The following is a 21,950-nucleotide window of genomic DNA, read 5'->3' on the forward strand; positions in this document are numbered from 1 at the left end:
GATTAATAAAGAATTTGGTCTCTTTGGTGAGCCATTCTGCAGGCAGAACCGGTTTGATAATTTCTTCCATGACCGCTTCGCGGAGATCGTCGGTTGAAATGCTGTCGCAATGCTGTGTTGACAGCACCACGGCGTCAATGCCCGCAATCTTGCCGTTGTCGTAGGCGAAAGTGACCTGGCTTTTTGCATCAGGACGTAGCCAATCTAAGGTGCCATCTTTACGCACTTGCGCTTGGCGCTCAACCAAACGGTGTGAATAAGTAATAGGGGCTGGCATCAGTACATTGGTTTCATTGGTGGCAAAACCAAACATAATCCCTTGATCGCCCGCACCTTGATCTTTGGGATCAGCGCGGTCAACGCCTTGGTTTATATCAGGCGATTGCTTGCCAATGGTGTTCAATACTGCACAAGAATTGGCATCAAAACCCATATCGGAATGGACGTAACCAATATCACGTACCGTTTGGCGAGTAAGCTCTTCAATATCAACCCAGGCTGAGGTCGTCACTTCCCCGCCTACCATGACCATTCCGGTCTTCACATAGGTTTCGCAGGCAACGCGCGCTTTGGGATCTTGCTCAAGAATGGCATCCAAGACCGCATCAGAAATCTGATCGGCGATTTTATCAGGATGGCCTTCAGAGACGGACTCTGAGGTAAACAGGTGCTTAGCCATGTGACACTCTCATTGGTTATCAAGAATACCGACGATACGTAGCGAGTTGTCTCGCCGATCATCTCAGATGTTTTAACTTCTAGACGTCTATTTTATTCGCAAATACGATAAACGCAAGTCAGTTAATGCATCAGGGGACCTCTCTAGGTATAGCAAAGGCGAGTCGTATCGTATTGTTCTAGGTGACGGCTTGAGGCGAACTTGCGGGTTGCCAGCCGGTTGGAGCCGCTTCTTGCAGCCAATGTTTGAGTGACTCGACACGCAGAGGAAGGCGGCCAGCACTGCAATAAAGATGCAATGGAACCGGCGCTGAGTGCCATTGCGCTAAACACCGTATAATTTTATCAGGGTGGTGTTTCTGATAGCCAGCTGCACTCCAAGTCGGCAGAAGTCCGACACCTTGTCCATTTGCAATCGCATCTAACTGGATCGCTATCATGTCGCAATTGAAACGGCTAGGCATGGCGCTTAAATGATAGGTTTTATCGTGATTATGGAGCGTCAACCCTTGCCGCCGAAGGGCAAAAACATCCAGCCATGGATGGCCGTCCAAAGCGCTTGGATGCATAAAAGGGCCGTGTTGTGCCACGTAGTGTGGTGCAGCATAAATACCATATTGCCAAGTGCCTAGCTTATGAGCCCGACAGTTCATCGGCAGTATCATATCGCCCGCCCAAATAATCAGATCCGCAGACTGGATACGCGGTGGGCTAACGTCACTCGTTAATGTAATGGAAACCTTGGGGTGTTGCGCTAAAAAGGCATTAATCGATGGCCCTGCCCATCCACGCATCATGCCTGGGTGGCAAATCACGTCAATTGGCCCTTGAAGGTGATTATTTAACCCTTGGATCGCTTCTTCACTTTCCTCGACCAAATCGAGCATTTGTTGGCAGTAACGGGAGAATATCTCGCCTGCTTTGGTTAACACTAGCCGGTTTCCTTGCCGTTGTGTCAGTGACTGCCCCATATCTGTCTCGAGCTGCGCTAAACGACGACTGAGAGTTGATTTGGGCTGTCCCAGTGCTTTCGCGGCCGCCGTTAGGCTTTGATGTTGGCATAAAGCAACAAATGCACGAATAGAGGAGAAGTCCTGCATAATCGTCCTTTTTGATTCCGTTGAAAGTCCACACCTGTCGTTTGGTGACCATGACGTCGTTCTATCACTGGAACGAAGTGTTCCTGTTTTGCCACTAGTTGCCCTGACTTAGATGTGAATAATTATCAGTTAACAAACGATAATCATTATCACAGAATGGAGTTGATTATGTCCAGTTGTCTTCGTCCCTGCGTAGTTGGGATGGTATTAGCCGGTATCCCCTTAAGTGCCATTCATGCGGCTGAAGCGGTCGATCAAAATACTGAAACCATGGTCATCACGGCCTCAGGATTTGAGCAAGCCACAGCAAAGGCGCCAGCAAGTATCAGTGTGATTAGCCGTGACCAACTAGAAGGTCGTTATTATCGAGACGTCACGGATGCCCTAAAACGCATCCCTGGCGTGGTCGTGACAGGCGGTGGCGATACCACGGATATAAGCATTCGCGGTATGGGGTCAAAATATACCCTGATGCTGGTGGATGGAAAGCGTACCACCAGTCGTGAAACACGCCCAAACAGCGACGGACCCGGCATTGAACAAGGTTGGCTGCCGCCTTTGCAAGCGATTGAGCGTATTGAGGTGATTCGCGGGCCGATGTCGACATTGTATGGCTCTGATGCCATTGGTGGGGTGATTAACATTATTACACGTCGTAACCAGCAAGAGTGGCACGGTAATGTGCAGCTGAGTACGTTATTACAAGAAAAACGCGCATCAGGCGATGAACAAAGTGCCAACTTTTACCTTTCTGGCGCCCTAAGCGATAAGCTGGGTATGAAGGTATCGGGCCAAACGGTTCAACGTCAAGAAGACGACATTACTTTCGGTTACGAGGATAAATCTTTACGCAGCCTATCAACCTCGTTGACCTATGATGCCAGCGATTTTCAACAATGGACCCTAGACTTAGGCGCGAGCTCGCAAGAGCGCAATGGCCAAATGGGTAAAACCGTGCCGACCGAGGGTTGTCGAGGCGGTTGTGAAAACAGCAATAATGAATATCGGCGACAATCGGTAGCGCTCGGCCATGAAGGACATTGGACGTGGGGCTGGTCAGACTCACACCTACAGCACGAGCAAAGCCGCAATAAAAGTCGTGAGATGACGATTAACAACACCGAGTTTAAAACCCGTCTTATCCGTAATTTTGACACACACACTTTGACGGTTGGCGGCTCGGTGACCCATGCCGAACTGGAGGACTTTTCTTCTAATCAAGCATCGAGCCAAACTGAAATTGATAATACTCAGGCCGCCTTGTTTGTGGAGGATGAATGGCGAGTGATTGACCCATTTATCGTGACGCTAGGCTTACGCGTTGATCATGATGAAAACTATGATTATCACGCCAGTCCACGCCTGTATGGTGTTTATCAGCTCACCGATAGCTGGATAGTGAAGGGTGGGATCGCGACCGGATTCCGTTCACCACAACTGCGAGAAATTGCGCCGAATTGGGCGCAAGTGAGTCGTGGCGGTAATATCTATGGTAACGCTGACCTGGAACCTGAAACGTCTGTGAACTCAGAAGTGAGTATTAACTATCAAGGCGATACTGGAGTTAGTGGCTCGTTAACAGCATTCCATAATGACTTTAAAGATAAGATCACCCGTGTGACCTGCCCGGCTTCCGTGTGCACCGACGGTCCCAATCGGTTTGGCTCAGATCCAACTTATCGAATCAATGTTGACGAAGCCGTTACCCAAGGCATAGAGGCCAATGTATCTGCTCCCGTGACTGACACCATTGATATCAGCGCCAGTTATACCTACACCGATTCGGAGCAGAAGACCGGTGCGTATAAAGGTCAACCTCTGAATCAAATTCCTCAGCAGCTCGCGTATGGCGAAGTAAACTGGCAAGCCACCGAGCGGTTGAGCCCTTGGGTCAGCGCGACCTACCGTGGCGAAGAAATGGATCCTGTCAAAGGCCCATCCTCTCGAAGCAATATAGAGCCGAGCTACACCTTGGTAGACGCTGGGATGAACTATCAGCTCAGCGACGCCATTGAGCTTCAAGGTGCGGTTTATAATCTATTGGACAAAGAACGTGACTATGAGGATTACGGCTATATCAGTGATGAGCGCCGATATTGGTTAGGCATGAATATCAGCTTCTAAGTCACAATAAAAGGATGGCCTTTGCTGCATCGATTGCAGCCGCCATCACACTGCCACGCCCGTCTCGGACTTTTACCGGACGGGCGTTTTTTTACTACGTTTTGTTCTCAACTCGCGTGAGAAGACTCACACAATACGTGCGTCTTTTACGTGCTTGAGATACACTGTGTACCATCGTCAAACAAGCACCGATGGACATGGCACTCAGAGTCGCAATTAATGGATTTGGCCGCATAGGGCGCAGCGTATTGCGTGCCCTGTACGAGAGCGGTAAGCACGATCGCATTCAAGTGGTGGCGATTAATGAACTCGCCGAGCCGGAAGCGATGGCGCATCTGCTCCAGTATGACTCGAGCCACGGTCGATTCGGTTGGCCTGTTTCTTACAATCAAGAACATTTGTTTGTCTCCACCGACAGCATTCGCCTTCTTCACTTACCGGAATTACAACTGTYACCTTGGCGTGATCTTGATGTCGATATTGTCTTAGACTGTACGGGCAAATTTGGTACCCGTGAAGACGGCGAAGCACACATTGCCGCTGGCGCTAAAAAAGTCTTGTTTTCACACCCTGCGAGCCAAGATGTCGACCGAACCGTGATATATGGCGTCAATCACGAGGCATTGACGACAGACGATCGTATTGTCTCCAATGGATCTTGTACCACAAACTGCATTGTGCCGGTGATCAAAGCGCTGGATGAGCACTTTGGTATTGAGTCTGGCACCATCACCACCATTCACTCTTCAATGAATGATCAGCAGGTGATCGATGCCTACCATTCCGATCTTCGTCGTACACGCACGGCTAGCCAGTCTATCATTCCTGTCGATACCAAATTGCATGTTGGGATCGGTAGGATTTTTCCGAAATTTTCTGACAAGTTCGAAGCGATTTCTGTGCGTGTGCCGACGATAAACGTGACAGCTATGGATTTAAGTGTCACTGTACGTACTAAAGTGAAAGTTAATGACGTAAATCAAGCTCTGCAAACCGCATCTCGATGTMCATTAGACGGTATACTGGATTATACCGAAGCGCCCTTGGTGTCGATAGACTTCAACCACGACTCACACAGTGCCATTGTCGATGGGTCGCAAACGCGGGTGAGTAATCATCAGCTGATAAAAACGTTGGTTTGGTGCGACAACGAGTGGGGCTTTGCCAACCGAATGTTGGATACCACCTTGGCGATGGCGCAATGAGTGCGCTAACGCAAGGGGGTCGCCCTGATTAAGTCAGTTTCAATTTGCAACCTTATAGAGAGGACCCTATGTCTGTAATTAAGATGACCGACTTAGATCTTGCCGGAAAGCGTGTCTTTATCCGTGCGGATCTGAACGTGCCGGTAAAAGACGGTAAAGTTACCTCTGACGCACGTATTTTGGCGTCATTGCCTACCATCAAACACTGCTTGGAAGCCGGTGCTAAAGTGATGGTGACCTCTCACTTGGGGCGTCCTGAAGAAGGACAACCTGAAGACCAATACTCACTGCAACCTGTCGTGAACTATCTTGACGACGCGCTAGACTGCAACGTTAGCCTGGCTAAAGATTACTTAGACGGTCTTGAACTGAACGCCGGTGAGCTCGTCGTGCTAGAAAACGTTCGCTTTAATAAAGGCGAGAAGAAGAACGACGAAGCACTGTCTAAAAAGTACGCCGCACTGTGCGATATTTTTGTGATGGACGCCTTTGGTACTGCGCACCGCGCGCAAGCATCAACCCATGGTGTGGGCACACATGCACCGATCGCATGTGCCGGACCATTACTGGCGAACGAACTAGACGCGCTTGGTAAAGCAATGGATAACCCTGCTCGCCCAATGGTGGCGATTGTGGGTGGATCAAAAGTGTCGACCAAACTGACCGTTTTGAAATCACTGTCTACCGTTGCAGACCAACTGGTTGTCGGTGGTGGTATTGCCAACACCTTTATTGCAGCGGACGGCCACAATGTGGGCAAATCGCTTTATGAAGCAGATTTGGTGGATACGGCGAAATCTTTGATGGAAGAGTGCCATATCCCTGTTGCGACCGACGTTGCGTGTGCCAAAGCGTTTGATGAAAATGCAGAGGCTGAAATCAAGCGTGTTGAAGACGTGCAAGACGATGACATGATCTTCGACTTAGGGCCAGAATCTACCCAAGCACTGGCTGACATCTTGAAAAATGCCAAAACCATTCTTTGGAATGGCCCAGTGGGTGTTTTTGAGTTTAAGAACTTCGAAGCAGGCACTGCAGGGATTTCAAAAGCAATCGCTGAGTCTGAAGGCTTCTCGGTTGCAGGCGGTGGTGATACCTTGGCTGCAATTGATAAATTTGGCATTAAAGCCGATGTGTCTTACATCTCAACCGGCGGCGGCGCCTTCCTTGAGTTTGTTGAAGGCAAACCACTTCCAGCGGTAGAAATGCTGGAAGCGCGTGCGAAAGACGCATAAATCCGACGATAAAACGGGAGTGATGTCTCCCGTTTTTGCTTTCGTTTGACTACAATAGGCCGAGTCGTAAACGATTGCACCGTATTGATAAGGGTGCCGATGCGCATCTTTACTCAGTTCAGCAAAGACAACCCGATTTAATAGGACAAGAGCCATGTCTAAAGTTTTTGATTTTGTAAAACCTGGCGTTATCTCTGGCGATGATGTTCAGAAAGTATTTGAAGTTGCTAAAGAGAACAAGTTCGCGTTGCCAGCGGTTAACGTGGTAAACACTGACTCTATCAACGCTGTAATGGAAGCTGCGGCGAAAGTAAAAGCGCCAGTGGTTATTCAATTCTCTAACGGTGGTGCAGGCTTCTTCCCAGGCAAAGGCCTGAAGCTAGACGGTCAAGAAGCGCAAATTAAAGGCGCTGTTGCCGGTGCGAAATACGTTCACGCGATGGCTGAAGTGTATGGTGTGCCAGTGATTATGCATACTGACCACGCAGCGAAAAAACTGCTACCGTGGATCGACGGTCTGCTTGATGCCGGTGAAGCTTTCTTTAAAGAACACGGCAAGCCACTGTTCTCTTCTCACATGATTGACCTGTCTGAAGAGTCACTGGAAGAGAACATGGAAATCTGTGCCGAATACCTGGCGCGCATGGACAAAATGGGCATGACGCTGGAAATCGAACTGGGCATTACTGGTGGTGAAGAAGACGGCGTGGATAACAGCGATGTTGATACCGCTGACCTTTACACCAAGCCAGAAGAAGTGGCGTACGCATACGAAAAACTGTCTGCTGTAAGCCCTCGCTTCACCATTGCCGCTTCATTCGGTAACGTTCACGGTGTTTATAAGCCAGGTAACGTGGTACTTAAGCCAGAAATCCTACGTGAATCACAAGCTTACTGCTCAGAGAAATTTGGTCTACCGACCAATGGCCTAAACTTCGTCTTCCATGGCGGTTCGGGCTCTTCAGAAGCGCAGATTCAAGAGTCTATTGGCTATGGCGTGATCAAAATGAACATCGATACCGATACCCAGTGGGCAACATGGGATGGTATCCGTCAGTATTATCAAGACAACGAAGGTTATCTGCAAAGCCAAATCGGTAACCCGAAAGGTGATGATCAGCCAAACAAAAAATTCTACGATCCACGCGTATGGTTGCGTAAAGGTCAAGAATCAATGGTTGCACGTCTTGAGCAAGCCTTTAAAGATCTTAACGCGGTTGACGTACTGTAAGTTACAGTACTGATAGCACAAGAAGACATGAGCCCGCCATATTTGGCGGGCTTTTTTTATATATGGTGATGCCGCGTTCACTGAACGAAGACGCGAAGATAGACAGCGGAGGGTAAAAGCCTGTTACTATTAGGTTATGATTTATTCCAATCATAGAGGGAAAAAGGAATGAGTGAAGAGAACACGGTGGTAGAAGGGGCGAAGTGGGCACAAACATGGCTCACCAACAACCAAGATTTATTGATTCAATATGGGGTCAATATTGTCTCAGCATTATTGATTTTAGTGATCGGTAACATGGTGGTAAAAGGGCTCGCCAATTCCATGGCGGGAGTGATGCGCAAGCGTAATATGGACAATGCGGTGGTTGAGTTCATCCATGGCTTGGTTCGATACTTGCTTTTTATCATCGTGCTGATTGCGGCACTCAGCCGTGTTGGCGTACAAACCGCTTCTGTGATTGCGATTCTTGGTGCTGCTGGTTTAGCCGTCGGTTTGGCCTTACAAGGATCGTTAGCTAACTTTGCCGCAGGCGTCTTGATTGTGATGTTTCGCCCCTTTAAATCAGGGGATTATGTCGAGCTGGCAGGTGTTGCAGGCTCTGTCGAGTCGATACAAATTTTCTCTACCGTGCTGACTACCCCTGACAACAAAATGGTGGTGGTGCCGAATGGTTCAGTGATCAGCAGCCCTATCACTAACTATTCTAAGCATGCGACACGTCGCATTGATTTAACCATTGGTGTGGCGTACAGCGCGGATTTGAAGAAAACCAAAGCGGTGTTAWCCGATATTGTGACGCAGCATCCGCTTATTCTAAAAGATCCTGAGCCTAATGTGGCGGTGATGACATTGGCCGACTCATCGGTGAACTTCGTCGTTCGACCTTGGGTGAAAACAGAAGATTACTGGAGTGTGTATTTTGAGCTCCTGCCGACCATCAAAGAAGCGCTGGACGCAAACGGTATTGAAATCCCTTTCCCGCAAATGAGTGTTCATTTCGAGCGCGGTGAGAGCCAAGCGTAAGCAGTCTATTGATTTGAGCAGTCTATTGGTTTTCACTGGTATGGGTGCGGTAAGTGTGCCGCATCCATTCCCATGGCTTAACTGGCGAGCAAGCGTGCATAAAGACCGAACGCCAGTTTGCCGGCAACAAAGATCATCATACTGGCCATTAACAGGTCGAGTAATCGACGTATCGATGGCGTCGACAGCCAAGGCGATAAGCGGGCAGCCCCTGCGGATAAGCCATAAAACCATAAACATGACCCCATCAGCGCGCCGATCGTAAAGGCAATTCGCTCATCGAATGCAAACTGGCCGCCAATCGCCCCTAACACCACCACGGTATCAAGGTAAACATGCGGGTTAAGCAAGGTCACCGCAAGCGCACCAATGATCACTGCTCGGCGCCCGCGGCTCATGCTCGGTACTGTTAAGTCGTCTTCCTGATGTTGCTGACGCGCACTTTGTATAAACTGCCACGCATACACACTGAGAAACGCGATGCCAGCGATAGTTATCGTATTCAGCAATAAAGGATAGCTCGCTAATAAAGCGCCTCCACCGAAGATACCTGTCGAGATCAAGACAATATCGCAGACAAAGCAAATGGATGCAGTGATCATATGGTGTTCACGGCTGATCCCTTGGTTAATCACATAGGCGTTTTGCGCGCCAATGGGGATAATCATGGTGAGACTTAATCCTAAGCCTTGAAGTGCGACTAAAAAACTGCTCACGGTCTATTCCTTTTATCTCGTGTCATTCCCCTCACTTTAAGCAGAGCGACCCGGAAAGGGAACCGAATTTTCTTCATCATGTAACGGATACGGGAGCAAGAAGAGAAATTGCCGATCACACACAGGTTTGTGCCGAGTCATAAATGGCGTTGATCGGGTTTTAACATAAACTTGACCTAAGCGAGGGAGTCTTTCGCTGATAAAAGAGTCTGACCTGTAACCTCATGATATTTTGAATCCATAAAAGGAGAGATGATGCGTAAGTTTAAAGCAATAATATGGCTCACCGGCGCGTTGGTTATTTCCCCGGCGGTGATGGCCAACATCGATTTTCCTCATTTAGAGATCACAGGTGTTGGGGAAATCACGGCAGCGCCTGATATGGCCAATATTGATGTTGGCGTGGTCACTGAGCGAAAAACCGCCAAAGCAGCAAAAAGCGCATCAGATAAAGCGGTTGCTGCTTTTATCGAACGGCTGGCAAAACAAGGTGTGAAACGTGATCAGATAKAGAGCGCCCATATCCAGCTATCGCCACGTTATCAACATACAAAAGACAAAGCGCCTGAACTGATAGGTTATCGTGCCGAACGACAGGTGACGGTGACGCTAAATCAGCTAGACAAATTGAATGCAGTGCTAGATGGTGCGTTGGGCGAGGGGATCAACCGTATCCGACAGGTACAGCTAACCAGTAGCGAACAGTTGGCGCTTAAAGACAAGGCGCGCGAGGCTGCTGTTAACGACGCAAAAGATAAAGCAGATGCCTTGGCTAAAAGCCTGGGGATGCGCATTGATAGCGTTTGGCAAGTTCGCTACCGCTCAAGTCATCCGCGCCCGGTGATGATGAACGCACAAATGCGTAGTGACAGTGCTGAAGTGGCAGCAACCTATCAGGATGCAACTATGCAGATACGCGATCAAGTCGATATTATTTTTCGTTTAGAAGACTAAGCCTGTAATACGTAATGCGCACGGCATTACCGCTATACCCATAAAAAAGGGCGCCCTCTAAGGCGCCCTGTATTTTATCGCTTTAGGATGGATTACGCGGTTGGATTAATCGGCTTTCCATCTGCATCTGTTGCTTGGCTGTCCTGAGTACCATTGCGACGCGCCAAGCGCTGCTCCCAGTAGTCAGCATTTGTGATCCCCAGTTTGACGGGATCAAAGGTGTAAGTTTCAACCCCTTGGGCTTGCTGCTCTTCATAGTCTTTCAACGCCTTCATCGCCGGTTTGGACATGAAGAAGATGATGATGATACCGACAATGTTGAGCCAAGCCATTAAGCCAACGCCAGCGTCACCAAATGCCCAAGCGAGGTTAGCACTACGAACACAACCATAGAATACCGCGGACATCAGCACCAGTTTCAGTACAAACATCATACCAGGCACTTTAAACGTGCGACGTAGGTACGCAATGTTGGTTTCCGCAATGTAGTAGTAGGCAAGAATGGTAGTAAAGGCGAAGAAGAAAAGTGCAAACGCGATAAAGGGTTTGCCCAGTCCAGGCATCGCCGCTTCAATGGCAAGCTGAGTAAACTCAGGGCTATTGGCTGCCACCGATGAGGCTAAGTTTTGTACGATAAAGGCGTCACCGGCACCGTGCACATTGTAAGCACCGGTAATGATGATCATAAATGCGGTGGCTGAACAGACCAATAGCGTATCAATATACACGGAGAACGACTGCACCAAACCTTGCTGAGCTGGGTGCTCAACGTTCGCAGCAGCGGCAGCATGAGGGCCTGTTCCCTGACCGGCTTCGTTAGAGTAAACCCCACGTTTCACCCCCCAACCGATTGCTGCGCCAGCACCGGCCATTGGTGTGAAGGCATCGCCAACAATCATGGCAAACACGGTAGGTACTTCGCTGATGTTGAGCAAAATGATGACGAAGGCGATAATAATGTACGCCAGCGCCATAAATGGCACGACGATCTGGGTAAAGTGGGCGATACGCTTCACACCACCAAAAATAATGAAACCCAGTACGACAGAAATAAAGGCGCCGGTGATGATTTTAGACACCTCGAGTGCRCCAAACATGGCGGTATCAACCATAGCACCTGAGCCAAAGGCGGTTTCAACGGCATTACCAATGGCATTCGACTGTACGCCCGGCAACATGACGCCACAAGCGAGGAGTGTCGCGAGTGCAAAAAGAATGGCATACCATTTTTGCCCCATCGCTTTTTCAATATAATACGCTGGCCCACCGCGGAACTCACCGTTGTCTTCTTCTTTATAAATCTGCGCTAGGGTTGACTCGGTGAATGCCGTTGCCGCCCCTAAGAAGGCAACAACCCACATCCAAAAAACAGCGCCTGGACCGCCAAAACCGATCGCTGCTGCCACACCGGCAATATTACCGGTACCGACACGACCAGAAAGGGAAACGGCGAGCGCTTGGAATGAAGAGATCCCTTTTTCCGAACTTTTCCCAGAAAAAAGCAGTCGCCACATCTCGGAGAAATGACGGACTTGCACAAAACGTGTCAATATGGAGTAGAACAGTCCTGCACCTAGGCAGGTGTAGATCAGCACTGGGCTCCATATGATGCTATTTAAGAAATCGACAAACGATTGCATAGTGAGTTCCTTCTACTGTGTTTGCATCATGTTTTATTGTAATCGCGGCTAGCATCTTAAACTGATTTGCAGCTCAATTGTTAATATTTTGTGTCATTGCATTACGTGATGTGTGAAATTGATCGTTTAGTGTGCAGTAAAATGGACGTGACAGGCGAAAAAAAGGAGACCGTGTAGGGCCTCCTTGAGTAAATCCTTATATTTCAGCCAGTCAGTGTGACGGATGGATGTCTAAATCTATTTGCGTTTTTTGGGCTTTTTAGCTGTGGTTGTCTTTTTATCGCTTTGCTTCTTTTTTTTCTTTTTGTGCTCTGCTTTTTTATGTTTTGGCTTCAAACCATCAATGGTTCGCTCTTTGATATCTTCATCCATATAACGGGTGATCCGATCCATCATGGGCTGATCGTGGGCCTCAACCAGCGAAATGGCAGATCCTTTCTTACCCGCGCGTGCTGTGCGACCAATACGGTGTAAATACACATCGGCAGTCCGCGGAAGATCGTAGTTAATCACGTGGGTGATATCAGGCACATCAATGCCGCGAGCGGCCACATCGGTCGCGAGGAGAATACGCACTTTTCCCTCACTAAAACGGCTGATGGCATTATTGCGTTTGGCTTGTTGCATTTCACCTTGAATCCAGGCGCATTCGAGTTGTTGTGACTGCATATACTCGCGAAGTTCCGCCAAGCGTTCACGTGTTTTTATGAAGACAATCGCGCGCGCCGCTTGATCGTTCACAATGGCTTTGAGTAGCGCGCGTTTATGATTGAGGTCGTCACAACGGTAATACCACTGGGTGATTTTTTTGCGTTCACGGCGAGGAGGGGTGACATCGATTAGCTCTGGCTCGTCCAAAAGACTGTCAGTGAATCCGCTAACCCCGCGACCTTCAAGTGTTGCTGAAAATAGCATGGTCTGACGACGACGTTGGCACTCATCAGATAGGCGATTGACCGTATTGGCAAAGCCCATATCCAACATGCGATCTGCTTCATCGAGAATAAGGCACTCAACGGCGCGACAATCGAAACGCTCTGCCTCGATGTACTCCATTAAGCGACCTGGGGTCGCGACGACAATATCCTGGGTTTTTCCCAATTGCTCGGCGTGCTCTTGATACGAAATCCCGCCCGTAATGGTGAACACCTTTAGACTTGTGTTTTTGGCTAATGCACGCGCTTCATCAGCGACTTGTATTGCCAGTTCACGCGTGGGGGTCAGAATAAGCACGCGGCCTGGTCCTGGCTTTTGCCGTGGRAAATCTAACAAGTGCTGCAGCATTGGCAGCAAAAAAGCCGTGGTTTTTCCCGTTCCGGTTGGTGCCGACGCGAGGATGTCGCGCCCATCCATACCATGGGGGATGACCTCCGATTGGATAAGCGTTGGGCGCTGATAGCCCATATCGTCGAGTGCACTGAGCAGTTCAGGATCCAGCTCTAGTTCGGCAAAGCTTCGCACAGGGTAATTCTCCAAGGATAGTTAAGCGCGGCATTATAGACGCAAATGGTGTAAATAGGCAGCGCGTCATCACCAATACGGGTTGTCCTACACTGCGATGTTTTGCTTACGGCAATTTGAGATAAAACGCGCGCGTCAAGGCGGCAAACGTTTGGGTGTAGTCGCCATGTTGATCACGCACGGTGATCGTATCAGATCTTAGCGTGCCCGTCGTGGGACTTAAAGTGAACAATAATCGTGATGGCGGTTTATTCGAGCTAGGCTTCACGCGGACATAGCGGCGTAAGTAGAGACCACATTCAGCGGCCTGTTCGATCAACGCCTCGGCTTCTTTGAGGGGTAAAATCAGATCAGCACATCCTGTTGGCGTTAAAAGACGAGCCAAGCAGTGAACTAAATCTTCATGGCTAAGCGTTTGCGTGTGTCTGGCGATCGCACGTTGCTTGTTTTTTGATGAAATACCACTGGTAAAATACGGCGGATTACACACAATGTGAGGCCATAGATGCGGGCTGCGATAGGTGTTGATATCGGTCTGTTGTACCTGAATTTGATCCACAAACCGTGACCTTGCCACATTGTCGTATGCACAGTGAAACGCTGACACGTCATAGTCGACGGCTGTCATTGCCAGGTTAGGAAAACGTTGTGCCAACATAAGGGCTAATAATCCGGTGCCAGTCCCTATATCTAAACTGTGTTGTGCCTGATTCGGTTCGGCCCACGCCCCTAACAGCACCCCGTCGGTACTGACTTTCATGCCACAGTTACTGTGTTCAATCGTGAACTGTTTAAATCGAAATTGACTCACAAGATGCTCAGTGTCTCCGTAGTTTGGTCAGCAAGCCGATAGCATTTTTTGCTTTAATGTGATCAGAGTGTTGCAAGATATCGTTATTGAAAAATGCCAGAGATAATTATTTAGCCAGTTTATTGAGCTGATTGTTATTGCTAAAGCAGAAGATCACAAGGTTTTTTGCCAATGCCTTTACTGTGACAGGGAACTTGTTCATTATTCTGCATTCCGCCTATCGTCTGAAACAAAATATTATAAATCAGCGTTTCAGATGGGCGAAAGATTATTCATTTGCAAACACCCTCTAAAGCTGTAGGTATTCATTGTGACTAAACGTTTAAAATTAGTAGATATTTTAGCGTTAGGTTTTATGACCTTTGCCTTTTTCTTAGGCGCGGGAAATATAATCTTTCCACCACAAGCTGGCATGTTAGCTGGCGACCATTACACCGCCGCCATGATCGGATTTTTGATCACTGCCGTCGGTCTTCCGCTGATTGGTATTATCGCCGTTGCCATCGCAGGAGGGGGCTGGAAAGGGCTCACTCGTGATTTGCCAACCGGTGTCGCGACCCTGATGGCAGTGTTGATTTTTATTATCATTGGCCCGGCTTTTGCGGCGCCTCGTGCCGGATTGGTCGCTTACGAGATTGGTTTTAAGCCTTTTTTGTCATCGCCTGGACAGCTTGAGCTGGGTGCGTTTTCTGTTGTCTTTTTCGCCGCCGCGATGTTTTTCTCTCTTTCGCAAGGAAAACTGATCGACACGATCGGTAAATTCTTGACGCCTTTATTATTTGCGGCATTAGCGATCTTGGCGATCGCGGTGATTGTTAATCCACAAGGTGAGGTGGCCGCCGCGCAAGGAAGTTACGTTGAGAATGCGCTGACGACCGGTTTTCTTGAAGGGTATAACACCATGGATACCTTCGCCGCCTTGATGTTTGGTATGTTGATTGTCGATGTTATCCGCAAAAAAGGTATTGAAGACAACAAAGCGACCTGCATGTATCTGATTTACGCCGGCATTATTGCTGCCGCAGGCTTAGCGTTTGTCTATGTTTCCTTGTTTTATTTAGGCTCAACCGCGAGTGTGGTGGCACAGGGGACACAAAACGGTGGCGAAATCATGGCCGCCTATGTGGATGCGCTGTTTGGTCCGGTTGGACAAATGATCCTTGCCGCCATCATCGGTTTGGCGTGTTTGACCACGGTAATTGGCTTGGTCAGCGCATGTGCAGACTATTTTAGCTCACTGACTTCATGGACATACCGCCGCTGGGTGGTAGTGGTGGCAACCGTCTGTGCCGTGGTTGCCAATGTTGGCCTAAAGCAGTTAATCGCCATTTCCGTTCCGGTGTTGTTCGCTTTATACCCCGTCGCGATTGCCCTGATTGGCTTGACCTTTATTCGTCGCTGGTTGCCGAATCCAGCACTGGGTTATCGTTTAGTGATGGGCGTTGCCTTGGTATTTAGCTTACTCGATGCGGTAAAAGTAATGGGAGTCGATATGAGCACCTTCAACTTCTTGCCATTGTTTGATGTCGGTATGGCGTGGTTACTGCCGACGTTAGTCGCCATGGTGGTGGCCAAGTTTGTTGGCGCCCGAGACTCGGCCTTAGCCGAAGCGTAATCGCCTTGCATTAAGATAAAAAAACCGCGCCAAGTAGCGCGGTTTTTTTATTATGGTAGTGGTAACTCTATCACCGCCTAGGCGATTCAAGCGCTCACGTTTAGCAAGTGTTCAGCGTCGGATTGATTGCACGCAGTGCGCGCTAAAGCATTGCCTGATATTCTACCAGCACTTGCTCGCACCAGGTTTGAATGCGCTCATCACTGAGATCGTATTCGCTGTCTTCATCGAGGGCTAAGCCGACAAACTGTTTACCATCCTCCGTCACCGCCTTGGATGCATCAAAGCGGTAGCCTGCGGTAGGCCAGTAGCCAATAAACTGCGCGCCACAACCTTGCAACTGCTGATGAAGCATGCCCATGGCATCGAGATACCATTCCGCGTAGCCTTCCTGATCCCCTAAACCGAACAGGGCGATGGCTTTATCGTTTAGCTGCAAGCTATCAATATCTTGCCAAACGGCTTCCCAGTCTTCTTGGAGTTCGCCGAAATCCCAGGTGGAAATGCCTAGCAGTAGTAAGTCATAGTCTGCCATCTTGGCGAGCGGCGTTTCTTTAACATTGTGGAGCTCGACCAGATCGTCACCGATAAAATCACGGATTTTTTCCGCGGCCATTTCGGTGTAGCAGGTGGTAGAGCCATAAAAAAGACCGATTTTCATAGCGCGACTCTGTTGTTTATCATGCGGGCAGTTTACCTGTTGAACGGCAATTTGATCCAGCAAGGGCTGGCGACATTTTGTATAATGTTGGCCGTCCCTATCCCGGCAAACCACGTATTTTCCGATTTATAACCAAGCAGGCTGAACGTGAATAAAAACATTGAATTAATCGAACAGTTCCTGGACGCCATGTGGATGGAACGCGGGTTATCCGAGAATACCTTAAATTCCTATCGTGCCGACTTACTCAAGCTTTGTCACTGGCTCGACCGTCGTGCATTGGTGGCAGTGAGTAAGCAAGATTTACAAGATTATCAGTATTGGTTACACGAACAAGGCTACCAGTCCAGCTCTCGCAGCCGAATGGTGTCGGCATTACGTCGGCTTTTTCAATATGTATACCGTCAGAAGTTGCGTCCCGACGATCCGAGTGCGACGCTGATAAGTCCCAAACAACCTAAACGATTGCCAAAAGATCTAACTGAAGCGCAGATCGACGATTTATTAGAGGCACCGAACACGCGCGATCCGTTAGAGTTGCGAGATAAAGCGATGCTAGAGCTACTCTATGCCACCGGGCTACGTGTAACCGAATTAATTGAACTCACCACTGAAACCGTGAGCCTTCGCCAAGGTGTCGTGCGTGTCTCAGGGAAGGGCGATAAAGAGCGGTTAGTACCGATGGGTGAATCGGCGGTGGATTGGCTCGAACAGTATTTAGCTCACAGTCGTCCCGTCTTATTGGGCCAAACCAGCACCGATGTGTTTTTTCCGAGTAAACGCGCGCGGCAAATGACACGACAAACTTTTTGGCATCGAATTAAATATTATGCTCAACTGGCCGGTATTGAGACCGATGATTTATCTCCACACGTCCTTCGACATGCTTTCGCGACCCATCTGCTTAATCATGGTGCGGATTTGCGGGTAGTACAGATGTTGTTGGGGCACAGTGATCTTTCAACGACGCAAATTTATACCCATGTGGCGACGGAGCGTTTGAAACAGCTTCATCAAGCGCATCATCCTCGAGGTTAACCCGCAATTGATAATCACTTCATGATAGAAATAAAAAGACGGACGCCGTCAGTCACGCCAGCATTCAGCGATGCCATTCCTCCGCTCTTACAGCGTTTATATGCGCACCGTGGGCTACAAACAGATAGCGAGCTAAATCGCAGCGCAGCGGGGCTCCATCAATATCAAGCGCTCAAAGGGATCGATGCCGCCGTACACTTGCTTGCCGAGGCCTTGGCGGCCCATCGGTCTATTTTAATCGTTGGAGATTTTGATGCTGATGGCGCGACTTCATCGGCGCTATCAGTAAAAGCACTGCGTATGATGGGCGCGACACGCGTAGATTATTTGGTGCCCAATCGCTTTGATGATGGTTATGGCTTGAGCCCAGAGGTGGTTGATCAAGCCGCTGAGCGAGGCGCAGAACTGATTATGACCGTCGATAATGGCGTATCTTCATTAGCAGGTGTTGCCCATGCCAAAGCCCTCGGTATGCACGTATTGGTAACCGATCATCATTTGCCCGGCGATCAACTGCCGAATGCGGATGCGATGGTCAACCCGAATTTAGATGACTGCCACTTTCCCTCTAAAGCGTTAGCAGGGGTCGGGGTCGCGTTTTATTTAATGCTTGCCTTGCGTGCGCACTTGCGTGACCAAGGTTGGTTTACGCAACAAGATTTGGCTATCCCTAATCTGGCTGAGCTACTCGATTTAGTCGCACTCGGCACGGTGGCGGATGTGGTGGCGCTTGATAGCAACAACCGCATTCTTGTTCATCAAGGGTTACAGCGGATCCGAGCAGGTCGTTGTCGGCCAGGGATTCAAGCCTTGATCGAGGTCGCCAATCGCAATATGGCAACACTGGTCGCCAGTGATTTTGGTTTTGCGCTAGGGCCCAGGATCAATGCGGCAGGACGGTTAGATGACATGGCCTTCGGGGTAGAGCTATTACTGTGCGACAACATCCATGCGGCCAGACGGATGGCGTCCGAGCTGGATGCGTTAAATCAAACGCGTAAAGATATCGAACAAGGTATGAAGCAAGAAGCCGTGGCTTGGTGCGAGCGCTTGATTGCCGAACACTCTGAGCAAGATTTACCGGTGGGACTGGCCTTATTTCAGCGCGATTGGCACCAGGGTGTCATTGGCATTCTCGCGTCGCGCTTAAAAGATCAATTTCATCGTCCGGTGATCGCCTTTGCCGACGGTGGCGAGGGGCTGATCAAAGGATCGGCACGCTCGATTCCCGGCTTACATATGCGTGACACGCTAGATAGGATAGATACGCTCAATCCCGGGTTAATTAAAAAGTTTGGCGGCCATGCCATGGCCGCGGGACTGACCATCGACGAAGCACAGTTTGATACGTTCGCCAAGCAGTTTGATGCGCAGGTGCGCGAGCAGGTTAGTGAGGATGATCTGAAAGGGGTACTATTGAGCGACGGCGCGCTGCAAAGCCATGAGCTGGGGATAGAGACTGCCGAGATCATTCAATCTGGCGGACCTTGGGGACAAGGGTTTCCAGAGCCGCAGTTCGATGGCAACTTTCATGTATTACAGCAAAAGCTGGTGGGAGGAAAACACTTAAAATTGATGGTTGAGCCTGAAGGTGGTGGCACCATGATAGATGCGATCGCATTTAACGTGGATGTGCGTCGCTGGCCGGATCCCAGTGTCAAAACGCTTCACCTCGTTTATCGACTGGATATCAATGAGTTTCGTGGTAATCGCAGTGCTCAGCTGATTGTTTCTTACCTTGAACCGGCTTAATTGTGCGGCTTTTTCCATCACGCCCTGTTTATTAGCGCGACAATTCGCTAAAATTCGGCGGTTAAATTTCCGCAAATAATGAAGATGCTTGACCATGTTTGAGATTAATCCAATCAAAAATCGCCTCGCGGATATCGCTGAACGCACCGATGTCCTTCGGGGGTATCTTTGACTACGATGCTAAAAAAGAGCGTCTAGAAGAAGTTAATGCCGAATTAGAACAACCCGACGTATGGAATGAACCACAACGTGCCCAAGCGCTGGGTAAAGAGCGTGCTTCACTGGAGGCGGTGGTTGAAACCATCGATCACTTGACCCAAGGGGGCGAAGATGTCAACGAGCTGTTGATGCTGGCGGTCGAAGAAGACGATCAAGAAACCTTTGATGAAGTTGAGCCTGAGTTGGCCGACCTTGAAACAAAGCTCACTAAGCTTGAATTCCGTCGTATGTTCTCTGGCGAGCATGATTCATCCGATAGCTATATTGACTTGCAAGCAGGGTCTGGCGGCACAGAAGCGCAAGATTGGACCAACATGATGCTCCGCATGTACCTCCGTTGGGCGGATGCGAAAGGCTTTAAAACCGAAGTTATCGAAGTATCTGAAGGCGATGTCGCTGGGCTTAAATCGGCGACTGTGCGTATATCGGGCGAATACGCCTACGGATGGTTACGTACGGAGACAGGCGTACATCGCTTGGTGCGTAAGTCGCCGTTTGATTCTGGCGGGCGCCGTCATACCTCATTTGCGTCTGCGTTTGTGTACCCTGAAATTGATGACGACATTGATATCGAGATCAATCCTTCTGATTTACGCATTGATGTTTACCGTGCATCGGGGGCCGGTGGTCAGCACGTTAACACCACAGAATCAGCGGTCCGTATTACGCATATTCCGACTAATACCGTGGTGCAGTGTCAGAACGATCGCTCGCAACACAAAAACAAAGATCAAGCGATGAAACAGCTAAGAGCCAAGCTGTTTGAACTTGAGCTACAAAAGCAAAATGCGGAAAAACAAGCCAACGAAGATGCAAAGTCGGATATTGGTTGGGGCAGTCAAATTCGCTCCTATGTCTTGGATGATTCGCGCATCAAAGACTTGCGTACCGGTGTTGAAAACCGTAATACCCAGGCCGTTCTTGATGGCGATTTAGATAAATTTATTGAAGCCAGCCTCAAATCTGGCCTGTAATCACGATTTAATGTAAAGGGTTTTCTATGACTGACCAGTTACCAGACGAAAATAAGCTGATTGCCGAGCGTCGCGCCAAACTGAATCACATTCGTGAAAACTGTAAGGCAAACGGCCATCCTAACGACTTCCGTCGTGAGCATCTTGCCGCAGACCTGCAGGCTGAATTTGGCGATAAAGACAAAGCCGAGCTTGAAACACTTGATCACAAAGTCACGATCGCAGGCCGTATTATGGCCAAGCGCGGACCATTTATGGTGGTACAAGATGTCTCAGGCCGTGTGCAAGCCTATGCCTCGAAAGACGTACAAAAAGCGCTGAAAACCGAGTATCAAGGCTTAGATATTGGTGACATTATTGGCGTGCATGGTGCGCTGCATAAGTCGGGCAAAGGCGATCTGTATGTCAACATGGATCGCTACCAGCTACTGACCAAAGCATTGCGTCCGTTGCCAGAAAAATTCCATGGCTTGGCTGATCAAGAGCTGCGTTATCGCCAACGTTATGTCGACTTGATTGTCAACGAAGAGTCACGTCACGCATTCCAAGTGCGTTCAAGTGTGGTGACCGCCATTCGTAACTACATGGTAGAAAAACACTTTATGGAAGTGGAAACGCCGATGATGCACGTTATCCCAGGTGGGGCAACAGCACGTCCATTTACCACTCATCATAATGCGTTAGATATCGACATGTATCTACGTGTCGCGCCTGAGCTATACCTCAAGCGTCTCGTTGTCGGTGGTTTCGAGCGTGTGTTTGAAGTGAACCGGAATTTCCGTAACGAAGGTTTATCGCCACGCCATAACCCAGAATTCACCATGATGGAATTCTATATGGCGTACGCGGACTATAACGATCTGATGGATCTCACCGAAGATATGTTATCGCGTGTGGCGCTGGAAGTGATGGGGCAATCTGTAATGCCTTATGGCGAACATGAGATTAATTTTGCTGGGCCTTACCCACGCATTACCATGCTTGATGCCATTAAGCAGTACAACCCTGATCATGCTGAGATTCAAGCGCTGAACGATGAGAATGTGCAAGAGCGAGATCATCTAGCCGCCATTGCGAAATCACTGAATATCAGTGTCGAATCGTTTTGGACGGCTGGCCAGTTACTTGAAGAAATCTTCGGTGAAACGGCGGAGCCACAATTAATTCAGCCGACCTTCATTACCGAATACCCAGCGGATATCTCACCATTGGCTCGTCGCAATGACGACAACCCATTCGTGACTGACCGTTTTGAATTCTTCGTGGGTGGGCGTGAAGTGGCCAATGGCTTCTCGGAGCTAAATGATGCCGAAGATCAAGATGCGCGCTTCAAAGCCCAAGTTGATGCCAAAGATGCCGGTGATGATGAGGCCATGTATTACGATGCCGATTACATTAATGCGCTTGAACATGGCTTGCCGCCAACGGCAGGGCAGGGGATTGGCATTGATCGTCTGGTGATGCTCTTTACCAATACACATACCATTCGCGATGTGATTTTGTTCCCAGC

Annotated in this window: 18 protein-coding genes; 11 read left to right on the plus strand and 7 right to left on the minus strand. The window is 49.1% G+C overall.

The genetic code is table 11. The annotated features are described in order from the left end of the window. Together metK and BZG79_RS03095 are read right to left on the minus strand one after the other, a co-directional pair. On the minus strand, positions 1–679 hold a 679-nt coding region (metK, locus tag BZG79_RS03090; RefSeq protein WP_077773701.1), incomplete at its 3' end, for a methionine adenosyltransferase. 178 nt (positions 680–857) lie between these two features. Next, positions 858–1,778 carry a LysR family transcriptional regulator gene (locus BZG79_RS03095; RefSeq protein ID WP_077669385.1) on the minus strand — a complete coding sequence of 307 codons (921 nt, stop codon included), beginning with the start codon at positions 1,776–1,778 and terminating at the stop codon, positions 858–860. A 201-nt stretch (positions 1,779–1,979) separates the two neighbouring features. Between BZG79_RS03095 and BZG79_RS03100 the strand changes: the two genes are divergently transcribed. From BZG79_RS03100 to mscS, 5 genes are all read left to right on the plus strand, one after another. Further along, positions 1,980–3,902, plus strand: a complete 1,923-nt coding sequence (locus BZG79_RS03100; protein ID WP_242414116.1) for a ligand-gated channel protein — start codon at positions 1,980–1,982, stop codon at positions 3,900–3,902. A gap of 197 nt (positions 3,903–4,099) precedes the next feature. Next, the gene (epd, locus tag BZG79_RS03105) at positions 4,100–5,107 is read left to right on the plus strand and encodes an erythrose-4-phosphate dehydrogenase (protein WP_077773703.1); all 1,008 of its coding nucleotides are present in this window, start codon (positions 4,100–4,102) and stop codon (positions 5,105–5,107) included. 68 nt (positions 5,108–5,175) lie between these two features. Then, positions 5,176–6,342: a phosphoglycerate kinase gene (locus BZG79_RS03110; protein WP_077461745.1), complete on the plus strand. Its 1,167-nt coding sequence runs from the start codon at positions 5,176–5,178 to the stop codon at positions 6,340–6,342. Positions 6,343–6,496: 154 nt separating this feature from the next. Next, positions 6,497–7,573, plus strand: coding sequence for a class II fructose-bisphosphate aldolase (gene fbaA, locus BZG79_RS03115; protein ID WP_021024526.1), 1,077 nt, complete (start codon positions 6,497–6,499; stop codon positions 7,571–7,573). 168 nt (positions 7,574–7,741) lie between these two features. Further along, positions 7,742–8,599: a small-conductance mechanosensitive channel MscS gene (mscS, locus tag BZG79_RS03120; RefSeq protein ID WP_077773704.1), complete on the plus strand. Its 858-nt coding sequence runs from the start codon at positions 7,742–7,744 to the stop codon at positions 8,597–8,599. Between the two features lie 77 nt (positions 8,600–8,676). On the opposite strand, the gene BZG79_RS03125 is transcribed toward mscS, so the two are convergent. Then, a complete protein-coding gene (locus BZG79_RS03125) occupies positions 8,677–9,267 on the minus strand; it encodes a LysE/ArgO family amino acid transporter (RefSeq protein ID WP_051109689.1) in 591 nt (196 codons plus the stop codon). A 303-nt stretch (positions 9,268–9,570) separates the two neighbouring features. Here BZG79_RS03125 and BZG79_RS03130 point away from each other — a divergent pair, with 303 nt between their 5' ends. Continuing rightward, positions 9,571–10,269, plus strand: a complete 699-nt coding sequence (locus BZG79_RS03130; RefSeq protein ID WP_077773705.1) for an oxidative stress defense protein — start codon at positions 9,571–9,573, stop codon at positions 10,267–10,269. Between the two features lie 92 nt (positions 10,270–10,361). Here the strand turns inward: BZG79_RS03130 and BZG79_RS03135 are convergent, their stop codons facing one another. The 3 genes from BZG79_RS03135 to BZG79_RS03145 form a co-directional block, all read right to left on the minus strand. After that, entirely contained in the window at positions 10,362–11,909 is a 1,548-nt protein-coding gene (locus BZG79_RS03135; protein ID WP_077679378.1) for an alanine/glycine:cation symporter family protein, read from the minus strand. Positions 11,910–12,146: 237 nt separating this feature from the next. Beyond that, positions 12,147–13,370, minus strand: a complete 1,224-nt coding sequence (gene srmB / locus BZG79_RS03140) for an ATP-dependent RNA helicase SrmB (protein WP_077461742.1) — start codon at positions 13,368–13,370, stop codon at positions 12,147–12,149. Positions 13,371–13,476: 106 nt separating this feature from the next. Next, complete coding sequence (locus BZG79_RS03145) at positions 13,477–14,181, minus strand: methyltransferase (protein WP_241824097.1); 705 nt, start codon at positions 14,179–14,181, stop codon at positions 13,477–13,479. 310 nt (positions 14,182–14,491) lie between these two features. Between BZG79_RS03145 and brnQ the strand changes: the two genes are divergently transcribed. Beyond that, the gene (gene brnQ, locus BZG79_RS03150) at positions 14,492–15,796 is read left to right on the plus strand and encodes a branched-chain amino acid transport system II carrier protein (protein ID WP_021023325.1); all 1,305 of its coding nucleotides are present in this window, start codon (positions 14,492–14,494) and stop codon (positions 15,794–15,796) included. 142 nt (positions 15,797–15,938) lie between these two features. Here the strand turns inward: brnQ and fldB are convergent, their stop codons facing one another. Then, complete coding sequence (gene fldB / locus BZG79_RS03155; RefSeq protein ID WP_025744416.1) at positions 15,939–16,457, minus strand: flavodoxin FldB; 519 nt, start codon at positions 16,455–16,457, stop codon at positions 15,939–15,941. A gap of 147 nt (positions 16,458–16,604) precedes the next feature. On the opposite strand from fldB, the gene xerD reads away from it, so the two are divergent. The 4 genes from xerD to lysS all read left to right on the plus strand — a co-directional run. Next, positions 16,605–17,495 (plus strand): site-specific tyrosine recombinase XerD, encoded by an 891-nt coding sequence (gene xerD / locus BZG79_RS03160; protein ID WP_077576788.1) that lies wholly within the window; start codon positions 16,605–16,607, stop codon positions 17,493–17,495. Between the two features lie 21 nt (positions 17,496–17,516). Further along, complete coding sequence (gene recJ, locus BZG79_RS03165) at positions 17,517–19,247, plus strand: single-stranded-DNA-specific exonuclease RecJ (RefSeq protein ID WP_077773706.1); 1,731 nt, start codon at positions 17,517–17,519, stop codon at positions 19,245–19,247. A 94-nt stretch (positions 19,248–19,341) separates the two neighbouring features. Continuing rightward, positions 19,342–20,440, plus strand: a protein-coding gene (gene prfB, locus BZG79_RS03170) for a peptide chain release factor 2 (protein WP_108743221.1) whose coding sequence is annotated in 2 segments (ribosomal slippage) — positions 19,342–19,416 and positions 19,418–20,440 — 1,098 coding nt in all. Because the reading frame shifts where the segments join, the coding sequence is not laid out codon by codon here. 26 nt (positions 20,441–20,466) lie between these two features. Further along, a partial coding sequence (lysS, locus tag BZG79_RS03175; RefSeq protein WP_077773707.1) for a lysine--tRNA ligase occupies positions 20,467–21,950 on the plus strand: 1,484 nt, incomplete at its 3' end.

The sequence above is a fragment of the Salinivibrio sp. MA427 genome, assembly GCF_001996115.1.
Lineage (GTDB): Bacteria > Pseudomonadota > Gammaproteobacteria > Enterobacterales > Vibrionaceae > Salinivibrio > Salinivibrio costicola.